We start from the raw sequence: 13141 nt of genomic DNA, 5'->3' as shown, positions 1-13141 counted from the left end.
TGCTCCTGACGAAGCACAACGCGGTGACTGATGGAGGAGTGATACGAATGGCCGGATATTTTGAGCTCGTGGATGCGCCAGACGGCGGCTACAGGGTGCGGATGCTGGATGAAGCCGGGAGCCTCATGGCCATCTCGGTCACCTTCCCCACGAAAAGGGCTGCTGTTGCCGGCGTGGCGATGGCGCGGGAAATCGCAGGGACCGGGCTGATCCGGGACAAGAGCCACGACGGCGCAGGAACGGTCCTCCGGGAACGCGTCCGCCCCGTGAATTCTGCCAAGGAAGAGGCGGCCCGCCAGAAAAAGGCACCGGCAGCCAAGCGGGCAGCGGTCGGCTGATGGCACACCACAACCCTGTACCCCCTGGCGGACGACGCCGGGGGGTTCTTTTTGATGTTGACGGCACCCTGATCGACTCGTCCTACATCCATACGGTCGCCTGGTGGGGTGCCTTCCGGCAGCAGGGCTACGACATCCCGATGGCCACCATCCACCACCATGTGGGCATGGGCGGCGACCGCCTGGTGGACAGCCTCCTGCCCGAGGGGCGCGACCGGTCCCTCGACCCGGAGGTCATGGCCAGCCACGGGGCGCTCTACGCATCCCACTGGCCATCGCTCCGTGCCTTTGACGGAGCCAGGGACCTGCTGGCCCGGTGCCATGCCGGAGGCCTGGCCGTTGCGCTGGCCTCCTCGGCGCGCAGGAAAGACCTGGACGTCATGAAGTCCGTCCTGGGCGCCGACGCCTTCATCGACGGCGCCACCAGCGCCAACGACGCAAAGAACAGCAAGCCGGCACCGGACATCCTCGTGGCGGCACTGGATGCCATTGGCGTCCAGGCCGCAGACGCCGTCTACATCGGAGACGCCGTGTGGGACATGAAGGCTGCTGCAGCCCTGGGGATCCCGTCGATTGCCGTGACATGCGGGGGGACAAGTGCAGGCGAACTCCGGGATGCAGGCGCGGCGGAGGTCTACGAAGGGCCGCGGGACCTCCTGGAGAACCTGTCCTCCAGCGTCCTTGGCCGGCTGCTCGCCAGGACGGAAGGGCCGCGCTGAGGCGCGTGGCGGGGTGGCCTGGCTGGGGCGTTTGCCGTTCGGCCGGCCAGCCGGTTCAGACGCTTTGGCCGCCGGTGACGGCATCCTCGTCCCCCGCGTTAGCGGGTTTGTTCCACACCACCGCCACCCTTACTGAACCGTCATCGCTCCGCTCGATGTCCGTGCTCACTTCCGCCATGTTGGCGCCCATCTCCATGATCCTGGTGCGGTAGGTGCCCACGAGTTCCTCCAGGCTCTCTTCCGTCCATTCGCCTGGCCGTATGCGGGTGGAGATCTCAACCGGTTCCGGCTGGTAGAGCGTCATGGCGTTCCTCTTTCGCGCGTGTCCTGGGATCTGGCCCTTCCTACGCTAGAAGCCCCGGGGCCCCGCGACAAGACTTTAGTCAGCTTACTTACTTTTTTCTGCCGGAACCGATACCGTCGGTTGATGGGCTCCGCCCGGACTGAAGGCAAAACCTGCGGAAAGGCGAATCGTGAAAGCACTGACCTGGCAAGGAAAACGCTCGGTAAGCGTGGCAGAAGTACCCGACCCCGTCATCCAGGATCCGACGGACGCCATTGTGCGGATCACGTCGACGGCGATCTGCGGCTCGGACCTGCACCTGTACGAGGTGCTCGGCGCGTACATGCACAAGGGCGACGTCATGGGCCATGAGCCGATGGGCATCGTTGAGGAGGTGGGCAGCGCCGTCACCAACCTCCGCAAGGGCGACCGCGTGGTGATACCTTTCAACATCTCCTGCGGCCACTGCTTCATGTGTGCCCAAGGACTGCAGTCGCAGTGTGAAACCACTCAGGTCAGGAGCAAGGGTTCCGGCGCCGCGCTTTTCGGCTTCTCCGAACTTTACGGCTCGGTTCCGGGTGGGCAGGCGGAGTACCTGCGTGTGCCCCACGCGGACTACGGGCCGGTGAAGGTGGGCAGCGAACTTCCGGATGACAGGTACTTGTTCCTTTCCGACATCCTTCCCACCGCCTGGCAGGGCGTCGAATACGCGGACGTCCCGCCCGGAGGTACCCTCGCGGTCTTTGGGCTCGGGCCCGTGGGACAGTTCGCGAGCCGTATCGGCGTGCAGCGCGGGCTTAGGGTCGTCGGCGTGGATCCGGTCGCCGAGCGCCGCGCGATGGCGGAGCGGCACGGCGTGGAAACCCTCGACTACGGCAAGGACGTGGCGGACCAGTTGCGGGAGATGACCGCCGGGCGGGGACCGGACGCGGTCATTGACGCCGTCGGGATGGAAGCCCACGGTTCCCCTGTTGCGGGTTTCGCCCACCAGGCGCTCGCACTGCTGCCCGACAAGCTCGCCCAGAAGGCGATGGAAACTGCCGGCGTGGACCGCCTGGCCGTGCTCCACACCTCGATCGACGCAGTACGGCGCGGCGGCACGCTGTCCCTGAGCGGCGTGTACGGCGGCCAGGCCAGCCCCATGCCCCTGCTGACCATGTTCGACAAGCAGATCCAGGTCCGGATGGGCCAGTGCAACGTCCGGCGCTGGACCGATGACATCCTGCCCCTGGTGGAGGACGACGCCGATCCGCTGGGCGTGATGGACCTGGTCACCCACCGCTCGGGGCTGGAAGGCGCGCCTGCCCTGTACGAAAAGTTCCAGAAGAAAGAGGACGGCTGCATCAAGGTGGTCCTGAACCCGGGGGCCTGACCCCGCACGAAGCTCGACAGGAAGCCCTCAGCACAGGCTGTTGAGGGCTTCCTGTGCCACGTCCTGCATCTCATGGATCAGCGGGTGGGCCTCAAGGGTGGGCGGTGCCGGAGGGTAGGCGAGGGACATTGCCAGCTGGATCCTGCCGTCCTCGCTGGTCATGGCGATCATTCCGTATCCGTCGGTGTCACCGGGCAGGCCGTAGTAGAAGCGGTTGTTGCAGGTGTTGTTCCAGCGCCGCAGGGCAAAGCCGTAGTACTGCGAGTAGCCGCCCTTCATGGCCGTCACGCTGTCCGGGGGCAGCAGCCTGCCCTGCAGCAGCGCGGCGTAGAACGTGTTCACTTCCTCCACAGTTGAGAGGGCCCCGGTGGAGGCCGATTCCGCCTGCCAGGCCGGCATGCTGGCATCCGCGCGCCTGCCCTCCAGGGTGATGTACCCGTGGACCATGCCGGTGGGCGGGGGGCCGCCCATCCGGGTGGCCTCCAGGCGCAAGGGGCGGGCGATGTCCTCAGCCAGGACCTCATCGATACCCCGGCCGCGGAGCCGTTCAACAATGAGGGCAAGCGCCGCGTAGTTCGAACGGGAGTAGTCGAAGATCCGTGCCAGCCGGCCGTCCCACGGCTCGGTGGCCGCCAGGGCCAGCTGCTGTTCGAGGCTGAGCGGCCGGTTCATCGTTTCTGCCCAGCTTCCGGACGCCAGCAGGGGGACGGAAAAATCGGGGATCCCGGATTCGTGGGTCAGGAGCTGCCGCACGCTCACAGGGCCGGGCGGATGGAGGACGCTGCCGAACTCGGGCAGGTAGCGGCTGGCCTGGCTGTCCAGGTCCAGCCTGCCCTCCGCCGCAAGTTTCATCACCGAGACGGCGATCAGGGATTCGGTAATGCCGCCCACACGGACGGTATCGGATACCGTGGCGGGCTCGGCCGAGTCCAGGCTCCGCACTCCGGCGGCGTGGCTCCAGGTGCCGGTTCCGGTCCTGACGGCGATCAGGACGGCGGGGGCGCCCTCCGCAAGCATCCGGGCGCTGAAGGCCTCCAGCAGCGCAAAGGCGGCGGGCGGCTCCGGCTTCGGGGGATCGGGTTCCCGGATGCAGCCGGCAGAGGCTCCCGCCAGCAGGGCCACGCACAGGGCTGCCGCCGTGCGCTTCCACCCGCGGACCCGGATTGTGCCCATGCCACCATTTTTCCCCCAACGAGGCAGCAGCACATGTCCTTTTGGTGGCCCACTACGGCATGTGCTGCTACGTGGCTGGGAAGAGGGTCAGGTGAGGCGGACCTGCCGGTTCATGTCCTTGTAGAGCAGGTAGCGGAACTCGCCCGGCCCGCCGGCATAGCAGGCCTGCGGGCAGAAGGCGCGCAGCCACATGAAGTCGCCTGCCTCCACCTCCACCCAGTCGTTGTTCAGCAGGTACATGGCCTTGCCCTCGAGGACGTAGAGGCCGTGTTCCATGACGTGGGTTTCGGGGAACGGGATGACGCCGCCGGGCTGGAACGTCACGATGTTCACCTGCATGTCGTGGGCGAGGTCGCTGGAATCCGTGAAGCGGGTGGTCTTCCAGGCGCCGTCGGTGTCCGGCATCGCCGTCGGCTCTACGTCCTTTTCGTTGGTGACGAAGGACTTGGCCTCGTAGCCCTCAAGGCGTTCGTAGGCCTTGCGGATCCAGTGGAAGGACACAACGTCGTCGGATACGTTCTCCAGGCCCCACTCCGAACCGGCCGCCAGGTAGGCGTAGCCGCCTTCCTCCAGCTGGTGCAGTTCACCGTCGAGGGTGAGGCTGACCTTGCCGCGGGTCACGAAGATGACGCCTTCCACCCCGGCCTCGAACTCGGCCTTGGGGGCGCCGCCGCCCGGGCCGATCTCCACGATGAGCTGCGAGAACGTGGTGGCGAAGCCGGAGATGGGGCGGGCGATGATCCAGGACCGGGTGTTCGAGAAACCGGGCAGGTTGGACGTGACGATGTCCGTCATGACGCCCTTCGGGATTACCGTGTACGCCTCGGTCACGATGGCGCGCTCGGTGGTCAGGTGGGTCTGCGGCGGCAGTCCGCCGGTGGGGGAATAGTACTTGCCCATGAAAATTGATCCTTACCTAGGAGTTGGACGTGGTGGCGAGCCGCGGGTGCGCCAGCACTGTGAGCTGCGGAATTCCGACGCCGGCCAGCGCCTGGACTTCCTCGGCACCGACGGCGCCGCACTGGACGCCGCGGAGGACGAAGGCGGCCAGGGCGCGGGCCGTGGCGGGTTCATCCATGACGCCGCCTTCGGTCTGTTCCACGTAGTTCCGCAGCCGGGCCGCGGCAGCGGGGAGTCCTTGCCGGTAGAAGGCATAGGTGGCGGCGAACCGGCTGGGCAGCTGGGCCGGGTGCAGGTCCCAGCCCTGGTAGAAGCCGCGTTCCAGCGACCGCCGGACCAGGCGGCCGTGCAGCTGCCAGGCGTTTTCCACGTTGTCGCCCACGGGGATGATGTTGGTGGACCCGTCCGAGAGACGGATGCCGGTGCCGGCCACTGCCAGCTGCATGACTTCCTTGGCGAAGTCCGCCACCGGGTGCTCCATGGACTGGTACTCGGCAGAGATCTGCAGGGAGGCGGAATAGTCGTAGGTTCCGTAGTGCAGGCCGCTGATCCGGCCGGGGACGGCGTGCGGCAACTGCGCCACCGGAGAGGTGCCGTCCGGACCCAGGATGAGCTGCGGGGTTTCCACCTGGACCTCGAAGCGGAGTCGGCCGGCGGGGAGGGAGTGGACCTCTTCCAGCCGGGACACGGCATAGTCCATGGCCTGGACCTGGGCCACGGTGGTGACCTTGGGCAGGGTCAGGACCAGTCCCTCGGGAAGTTCGCCAGCCGCTGCGAGCCCGGAGACAAAGAGGTCCAGCGTCCGGAGCCCGCGGGCCCTCGTGGGCGCCTCGAAGCACTTGAACCGGATGCCGAAGAACGGGGGAGCGGACCCGGCCGCGACGGCGGCGGCCACCGCTCCTGCTGCAGCCACGGCGGCGGCGTCCTCGGCGTCGTCGCCCCTGTCCCCGAACCCGTCCTCGAAATCGAGCCGCAGGTCCTCGACCGGCTCACTGTCCAGCTTCGCTTCCACGCGGGCCGCGACGGCCTCAGCTAGCGCGTCATCCTGGCCCAGCAGCGTGCCCAGGCGTTCCAGCCCGCCGTGGCCGGCCGCCGTCGCCATCGCCTGCGCGCCCCAGTCAGCTGCGAACGACGGCGTAAACCGGTCTGCGGGGACGTACACGGTGTGGACGGGCTGGCGGGAGCCGTCGTCGCCCGGGTAGTTCCGCTCCAGCAGGTGGTCCGTCGCGGCGAGCTGCGCGTCGATGGCCGCCAGGTCGCCCACTGACAAGGACGGTTTGGGTGTTTCCGCCATGCCTCAGCCCACCAGTTCGTAGGCCGGGGTGGTGAGGAAATCCGTGTAGTCCTCCGAGAGGCAGATGTCGGCGATCAGTTCGCTGGCGGGCTGGTAGTAGCGGCGGAAGGCTTCGTCGCCGAATTCGGTCCGCAGCCGCTCGGTTTCCTCGCCCAGGATCCGTTCCACCAGCTCACGGGTCACGGTGTTGCCCGTGTCCGCCAGGACGGACTTGTTGCGGATCTGCTGCCAGACCTGTGAGCGGGAGATTTCCGCCGTGGCAGCATCCTCCATGAGGTTGTGGATGGCAACCGCGCCGTTTCCGGACAGCCATACCGCGGTGTAGGCCACGGCGACATACAGGTTCAGGCGCAGTCCGGACTCCGTCACCTGGCCCTCGGCGGACGAAACGTCCAGCAGCTGCTCCGCCGTGACGTTGACCTCCGGCCGCTGCTTGTCCAGCTGGTTGGGCCTGCTGCCCAGGACGGAGTCGAAGACCTCGCGGCAGGTGGGCACCAGGTCGGGGTGGGCAACCCAGGAGCCGTCGAAGCCGTCGTTGGCCTCACGCGTCTTGTCCGCGCGGACCTTGGCGAAGGCAGCCTCGGTCACCTCAGGGTGGCGGCGGTTGGGGATGACGGCGGCCATGCCGCCCATCGCGAAGGCCCCGCGCTTGTGGCAGGTCTTGACCAGCAGTTCGGTGTAGGCGCGCATGAACGGTGCCGTCATGGCCACCGAGGCGCGGTCCGGCAGCACAAACTCCTCGCCGGCGTCCCGGAAGTACTTGATGATGCTGAACAGGTAGTCCCAGCGGCCTGCATTCAGGCCGGAAGCGTGGTCCCGCAGTTCGTAGAGGATCTCGTCCATCTCGAACGCGGCCGGGATGGTCTCGATCAGCACGGTGGCGCGGACGGTCCCCTGGCCCAGGCCCAGGTAGTCCTGAGCGAAGACAAAGACGTCATTCCACAGCCGCGCCTCAAGGTGGCTTTCCATCTTGGGCAGGTAGTAGTACGGTCCCTGGCCGTTGAGGACCAGCTGCTTGGCCACGTGGAAGAAGTGCAGGCCAAAGTCCACCAGGGCGCCCACCGTGGGTTCACCGTTGATGAGCAGGTGCTTTTCGGGCATGTGCCAGCCACGGGGGCGGGCCACCACGACGGCGAGCGGCGCGTCCGTGCGGAGCCTGTACTCCTTGCCCTCGTCCGAGGTGTAGCTCAGGGTGCCCTGGGCGGCGTCGCGGAGGTTGAGGATGGCGTCGATGACGTTGCCCCAGGTGGGGGTGCTGGCATCCTCGAGGTCCGCGAGCCACACCTTGGCGCCGGAGTTCAGGGCATTGATGGCCATCTTCGCCGGGGAGGCGGGCCCGGTCATTTCGACCCGGCGGTCCTGCAGCGGTGCGGGGGCGGGCGCAACTTTCCAGTCGCCGTCGCGCACGTCCTGCGTCTCCGGCAGGAAGTCCAGCTTTCCGGTCTCGGCCACCCGCTGGCGCTTGGCGGCCCTGGCCGCCAGGAGCTCGTTGCGGGTGCCGGCGAAGCGGGTGTGAAGCTCCTCGATGAATGCCAGCGCCTTGGGGGTGAGGATCTCCTCCGCGCGGTCGATCGGCCGGGGATCTGTGACAGTGATGGCCATTTCTGGTCCTTTCCTTGTGGCTTGCAGTCAGGCAGTGAATCAGGCGCTGGCCAGGGCGGCTTCGGGAGCCGGGGCTGCCTTGGCGGGGGCCGCGGTGGCCACGTTCGCTGCGTGGGCGGCCGCGGCAACAGCTGAGGCAACATCGGCGGCAACATGGGGATCGAAGACGCTGGGGATAATGTAGCTGGCATTGAGCTCTTCGTCAGCTACGCGGTTGGCAATGGCGTCCGCGGCGGCCACCAGCATCTCCGGCGTGATGTCCGAGGCTCCGGCGTCCAGCAGCCCCCGGAAGAAGCCGGGGAATGCCAGCACGTTGTTGATCTGGTTGGGGAAGTCGCTGCGTCCTGTGGCCACCACGGCGGCGTGCCTCGCCGCGACCACCGGATCGATCTCCGGCGTCGGGTTGGCCATGGCAAATACGATGGCGTCGTCCGCCATCGCGGCGACCTGCTCCTCGCCGATCACGTGCGGGGCGCTGACGCCGATGAACACGTCCGCCCCCACGAGGGCCTCGTGCAGGGTGCCGTTGAAGCCTTCCTGGTTGGTGTTCGCGGCGATCCAGCTGCGGTGCTCGTCCCCATACTCCTGGCCCGAGTGGATGGCCCCGGAGCGGCCCGCTGCAATGATGTGCTGCGCGCCCTGGGCCTTGAGGAGCTGGATGATGGCGGAGCCGGCTGCGCCCACGCCGGAGACCACAATGCGGACCTCGGAGAGCTTCTTGCCCACCACTCGGAGTGCATTGACAAGGGCCGCGAGGGTGACGATCGCGGTGCCGTGCTGGTCGTCGTGGAACACCGGGATATCCAGTTCCTCGCGGAGGCGGTTCTCGATTTCGAAGCAACGCGGGGCAGCGATGTCCTCGAGGTTCACGCCGCCGTAGACGGGGGCCAGGGCCTTGACGATGCTGATGATTTCCTCGGTGTCCTGGGTGTCCAGGCAGACCGGCCAGGCATCCACGTTGGCGAACTGCTTGAACAGCGCTGCCTTGCCCTCCATGACGGGCAGGGCGGCTGCCGGGCCGATGTTGCCCAGGCCCAGGACGGCCGAGCCGTCCGTGACAACCGCGATGGTGTTGCGCTTGACCGTCAGGTTGCGGGCCGCCGCGGGGTCCTCGGCAATGGCGAGGCAGACGCGGGCGACGCCGGGCGTGTAGGCGCGGGAGAGGTCGTCACGGTTGCGCAGGGCCACCTTGGGGACCACTTCGAGCTTGCCGCCCAGGTGCATCAGGAAGGTGCGGTCCGAGACGTGCTGGACCGTGACGCCGTCGAGCGCGTTGAGGGCGTCCTTGACGCGGCCGGCGTGCTCATCGTCCGTGGTGTTGCAGGTGACGTCCACAACCAGGGTCTCGTGGTGGGACTCGCTGACGTCCAGGGCAGTGATGGCAGCGCCGGCTGCACCCACTGCCGCAGCGAGCTCGCTGGTGGCGCTGAAGCTTGACGGCGCTTCCACGCGCAGGGTGATGGAATTTCCGGGGCTCGGGTTCGCCATTGAATGTCCTCCTGTTGGGCCCAGTGGGCTTTGTTCCATATCCGAATGTTTTCGTATTATGGATATTATTATCTACTTTGTGGAAACACAAGCCCGAAACGCGCTTCATCGCGCCTGCAGGGGTTGTGCTGTATCTTGGGACTTCTAGGGCAATTCTTTTCACGATGCGGATAAGACTTGTCGGAATCCGAGTCCACAGGAGACTGGCCATGGCTGAAAAAGCCGCAGGAGGCGTGCAGTCCGTTGAACGCGTCTTCGAACTGCTCGAACTGATCACTGATGCCGGCGGCGACGTCACCCTCAGCGAGTTGTCGTCATCCACCGACCTGCCGCTGCCCACCATCCACCGCCTGCTGCGCACCCTGGTATCGCTTGGCTATATCCGCCAGCTGCCCAACCGGCGCTACGCCCTGGGCCCGCGGCTGATCCGGCTGGGCGAAGGAGCCAACAAGCAGCTTGGCGCCGTGGCACGGCCGCAGCTGAAAACCCTGGTGGACCGCCTGGGGGAGACGTCCAACATGGCCGTGCTCGATTCGGACATGGTCATCTACGTTGCCCAGGTTCCCTCGCTCCACGCCATGCGCATGTTCACAGAGGTGGGCCGGCGCGCCCATACCCATGCCACCGGCGTCGGCAAGGCCATCCTGGCCCAGCTGGACGACGACGTGGTCCGCGGCATCGTCACCCGTGCAGGGATGCCCACCCCCACGCCCAAGAGCATCGGGGACATTGACGACCTCCTGGCCGACCTCAAGCTCATCCGGGAACGCGGCTACTCCATCGACGAGGAGGAGCAGGAACTGGGCGTCCGCTGCTTCGCGATGGCTGTGCCCAACGCCCCCACCCCCACCGCCATTTCGGTGTCCGGCCCCGTGTCCCGCGTGGACGAGCACTTCGCCGACAAGGCGGTGCCCGTCCTCCGCGAGGCTGCGGAAGCCATCTCCCTGGAGATGAACCGCACCTGATCCGCCCCCGCGCCGACGCCGGCGGCGGCCTGCCCTTTCCGGGACGGGCCGCCGCCGCTTTTTTATGCCGTGTTCCTGGTGCGCAGGCGTTCCTAGTGGTCCGATGCCTTTTCGGAGGACTGGACCGGAACTTCCTTGCCGTCGCAGTCGATGAGCTTGCCGCCTTCGAAGCGGTCGCCGTCGGCCAGGCACTTGAGGTCTTCCTCCCGGACCACCCGCCCGGTGCCGGCCACGAAGACAGACTGGTTTTCAGAGTTGCCTGCCTGAAGGTGGTTGAACAACAGGTTCAGCAGGATGGCCATGACGGCGGCCGAGCTGATGCCGGAGTGGAAGATGGTGCTGAACCAGGACGGAAACTGGTCATAGAAAGTGGGCGCGGCGATGGGGATCATGCCAAAACCGATGGACGCGGCCACGATGATGAGGTTCATGTTGTTTTTGTACTCCACCTTGGCAAGCGTCCGGATGCCGCTGGCGGCCACCGTGCCGAACAGGACAATTCCTGCCCCGCCGAGAACAGCGGTGGGAACGGCTGCCACAACGCGGCCCATGACGGGCAGCAGGCCGAGGATCACCAGAATGACGCCGCCTGCGGCCACAACGTAGCGACTCTTGATTTTGGTAACAGCCACCAGGCCGACGTTTTGTGCGAACGCGCTCTGGGTGAACGAGCCGAAGATCGGGGCGATCAGGCTGGATCCCATATCTGCACGGAGTCCTGCAGCGATGCGCTTGGAATCGACTTTGGTCCCGACGATTTCACCGACTGCCAGGATGTCTGCCATCGTCTCCGTGAGGATGACCAGCACCACGATCACCATGGAGATGATGGCGGCGATTTCGAAGGTGGGCGCGCCGAGATGGAACGGGGTGGGGAAGGCCGCGATGGGTCCTTGACCCACCTTGGAGAAGTCCGCCATGCCGGTAACGACGGCGATGACGGTGCCGCCCACCATGGCGAGGAGGATGGACAGGCGGGAAATGGTGGCGCTGCCGACCTTGCTCAGGAGCAGGACGAGGGCAAGTGTTACGGCGGCGAGGCCGATGTTGGCCATACTGCCGTAATTCTCTGCGGTCCGGTTGCCACCCATGGCCCAGTTGGCGGCGACGGGCATCAGCGTAAGGCCGATGGTGGTGATGACGGTTCCGGTTACTACCGGCGGGAAGAACCGCACGATTTTGGAAAAGACCGGGGCGATCAGCAGGCCGATGGCCGCGGATACGATCACCGCGCCGAAAACGGCCGGCAATCCGCCTCCGCCGCTGACGATGGCCACCATGGTGGCGACACTGGCGAAGGACACACCCTGCACCAGGGGAAGCTGGGAGCCAAAGAACGGAACGCCGATGGTCTGCAGCAGGGTGGCCAGGCCGCCCATGAAGAGTGCCGCGGCAATGAGGATGCCGATTTCGGCAGGGGAGAGGCCCGCGGCCTGGCCCACAATCAGGGGGACGGCGATGATGCCGCCGTACATGGTGAGGACGTGCTGGAACCCGTAGGCAAAGCTGCTCCCGACGGACAACCGTTCGTCCTCCGGCCGGTGGGAGGCGGGGCGCTTGCCGTGCTTCTTGGCGTCGGCTTGGAGGGTGTTCTTGATGTTCATGGCAGACTTTCTGGTTCATGGCAGACGTCATCGTCTGGCTAACGTTGTCTGGCTAACAGGGTTCTAAAGACGAGGGGTGCGGGTCCGGAGTTCTTGTCCACGTTCGCGGACTTCTGGTGCTCAGGAGCCGTCTTATCTGGACAAAAACTCCGGACCGGATGGTGTTAGTGGGGCTGCGTGCCTAGCAGAAGCCCGCGATGCCGGACCAGGCGACGTCCGCCGGGGTGGCGTCGTCGCGCTGGACCGTGGCCTCGATCAGGCCGTAGGGACGGTCGGCTGCGAAGAAGACCTCGTTGGGGTTGTCGAGGCCGAACGGGGAGAGGTCCACCAGGAAGTGGTGCTTGTTCGGCATGGAGAACTTGATCTCGTCGATCTCGCTGTGGGCTTCGAGGACCTTGGTGCCCATGTCGAAGAGGGTCTGCTGCAGGGCGTGGGAGTACTTCTCCGTGAAGCCTTCAAGCAGGAGGCCCTTGACGTCCTCGTAGCTCTTGTTGAAGTCCAGGGTGCTGAAGTCAGTCCCGGTCCTGAAGCGCCAGCGGGCGGAAACGTCGGTGGCCAGGATGCGGTCCGTGGTTTCCGGGAGCGTGGTGTATTTGTCCTTGGGGTAGCCCACAAAGCCGGACTGCGTGGACTTCAGGACGGTGAGGTCCTTGAGTCCCGAGATCAGGTGGGTGGCGGCGCCGTCGCGGACCAGGACCGCGGTGCGGACTTCCTGGCCGTTGCGCACGAAGGAATGGTCGTGTTCGCTGCCGTGGGCCTGGATCCGGTCCCAGCTGTAGGACTCGGCTTCCCAGCGGCCCCCGGTGACCCAGTCGAAGCTGGACGTGAAGTGCTCACCGAGGCGAAGCAGGAACGCTTCGGGGGAGCCCACGCCGTCACGGGCAAAGGCGTAAATAGTGTTCTTCTGGGTGTCCGTGGCCACGACGTGGGCGTTGTCGCCCTCACGGTGGGCGGCCTCGAAGTCGCCCCGCAGCTGGGAGGTGACGTTCAGGTCTTCGATCTCGTGGCGGTCAGTGTCCCGGGTGATCTTGACGACCCGGACTTCGGCCTTTCCGTACTGGTTCTCGCCGAGGATGATGTTGCTGCTCATGGTCTGTTCCCAACTTCCGGTAAGTGGAACCTAGGTTCCATCACTGAAATTAAGCGCGCATTTCAAGCGCGTTTCCGGTGGAGCCGACCCAACAAAAAAGAGCCGGCATCCATTGATGCCAGCTCATTACGACCCTGCCTGCTGCTCCCAGGTTACGTGACATGCGCCACGAATTGACAACCAGCGTACCCCCGCCAGGCCGGTGGTGTACATCACAAGTTGAAAATTCGTTTTGTGACCGCCGGGGCCGCGGCCTCTTGACCTCCCCGAAGCCCGACCCTAGAGTATTCCGTATAGCAAAACTTTATTTCCG

At 66.1% G+C, this 13141-nt stretch carries 12 protein-coding genes; 4 read left to right on the top strand and 8 right to left on the bottom strand.

The annotated features are described in order from the left end of the window. Positions 1 to 47: 47 nt before the first annotated feature. Both AC4BCK_RS17075 and AC4BCK_RS17070 read left to right on the top strand, forming a co-directional pair. Complete coding sequence (locus tag AC4BCK_RS17075; RefSeq protein ID WP_490566240.1) at positions 48 to 338, top strand: hypothetical protein; 291 nt, start codon at positions 48 to 50, stop codon at positions 336 to 338. Continuing rightward, on the top strand, positions 338 to 1057 hold the full coding sequence (locus tag AC4BCK_RS17070; RefSeq protein ID WP_366279316.1) for an HAD family hydrolase: 720 nt from the start codon (positions 338 to 340) through the stop codon (positions 1055 to 1057). Before AC4BCK_RS17075 ends, AC4BCK_RS17070 begins: the two co-directional genes overlap by 1 nt. Positions 1058 to 1112: 55 nt before the next feature. On the opposite strand, the gene AC4BCK_RS17065 is transcribed toward AC4BCK_RS17070, so the two are convergent. Further along, complete coding sequence (locus tag AC4BCK_RS17065; protein WP_174177272.1) at positions 1113 to 1361, bottom strand: hypothetical protein; 249 nt, start codon at positions 1359 to 1361, stop codon at positions 1113 to 1115. A gap of 169 nt (positions 1362 to 1530) precedes the next feature. On the opposite strand from AC4BCK_RS17065, the gene AC4BCK_RS17060 reads away from it, so the two are divergent. After that, positions 1531 to 2712 carry a zinc-dependent alcohol dehydrogenase gene (locus AC4BCK_RS17060; protein WP_364321566.1) on the top strand — a complete coding sequence of 394 codons (1182 nt, stop codon included), beginning with the start codon at positions 1531 to 1533 and terminating at the stop codon, positions 2710 to 2712. Positions 2713 to 2739: 27 nt separating this feature from the next. Here the strand turns inward: AC4BCK_RS17060 and AC4BCK_RS17055 are convergent, their stop codons facing one another. The 5 genes from AC4BCK_RS17055 to AC4BCK_RS17035 all read right to left on the bottom strand — a co-directional run bounded on the left by AC4BCK_RS17055 (position 2740) and on the right by AC4BCK_RS17035 (position 9169). Then, complete coding sequence (locus tag AC4BCK_RS17055) at positions 2740 to 3885, bottom strand: serine hydrolase domain-containing protein (protein ID WP_490566239.1); 1146 nt, start codon at positions 3883 to 3885, stop codon at positions 2740 to 2742. An 87-nt stretch (positions 3886 to 3972) separates the two neighbouring features. Beyond that, complete coding sequence (locus tag AC4BCK_RS17050) at positions 3973 to 4785, bottom strand: bifunctional allantoicase/(S)-ureidoglycine aminohydrolase (RefSeq protein ID WP_174177266.1); 813 nt, start codon at positions 4783 to 4785, stop codon at positions 3973 to 3975. Positions 4786 to 4801: 16 nt separating this feature from the next. Beyond that, positions 4802 to 6079 carry a DUF6986 family protein gene (locus tag AC4BCK_RS17045; RefSeq protein ID WP_490566238.1) on the bottom strand — a complete coding sequence of 426 codons (1278 nt, stop codon included), beginning with the start codon at positions 6077 to 6079 and terminating at the stop codon, positions 4802 to 4804. A gap of 3 nt (positions 6080 to 6082) precedes the next feature. Next, on the bottom strand, positions 6083 to 7681 hold the full coding sequence (gene aceB / locus AC4BCK_RS17040) for a malate synthase A (RefSeq protein ID WP_363958210.1): 1599 nt from the start codon (positions 7679 to 7681) through the stop codon (positions 6083 to 6085). A 39-nt stretch (positions 7682 to 7720) separates the two neighbouring features. After that, on the bottom strand, positions 7721 to 9169 hold the full coding sequence (locus AC4BCK_RS17035) for an NAD-dependent malic enzyme (protein WP_363958213.1): 1449 nt from the start codon (positions 9167 to 9169) through the stop codon (positions 7721 to 7723). A 209-nt stretch (positions 9170 to 9378) separates the two neighbouring features. Here AC4BCK_RS17035 and AC4BCK_RS17030 point away from each other — a divergent pair, with 209 nt between their 5' ends. Further along, positions 9379 to 10134 carry an IclR family transcriptional regulator gene (locus AC4BCK_RS17030; protein WP_104189556.1) on the top strand — a complete coding sequence of 252 codons (756 nt, stop codon included), beginning with the start codon at positions 9379 to 9381 and terminating at the stop codon, positions 10132 to 10134. Between the two features lie 92 nt (positions 10135 to 10226). On the opposite strand, the gene AC4BCK_RS17025 is transcribed toward AC4BCK_RS17030, so the two are convergent. Both AC4BCK_RS17025 and pucL read right to left on the bottom strand, forming a co-directional pair. Continuing rightward, positions 10227 to 11738 carry a nucleobase:cation symporter-2 family protein gene (locus tag AC4BCK_RS17025; protein ID WP_490566237.1) on the bottom strand — a complete coding sequence of 504 codons (1512 nt, stop codon included), beginning with the start codon at positions 11736 to 11738 and terminating at the stop codon, positions 10227 to 10229. A gap of 181 nt (positions 11739 to 11919) precedes the next feature. Further along, positions 11920 to 12828, bottom strand: a complete 909-nt coding sequence (gene pucL, locus AC4BCK_RS17020; protein WP_363938932.1) for a factor-independent urate hydroxylase — start codon at positions 12826 to 12828, stop codon at positions 11920 to 11922. Positions 12829 to 13141 lie beyond the last annotated feature (313 nt).

The organism is Pseudarthrobacter sp. As-47, from assembly GCF_058215595.1.
The sequence above is the reverse complement of the archived record's forward strand: the minus strand, read 5'-3'. Positions and strand labels throughout refer to the sequence as shown.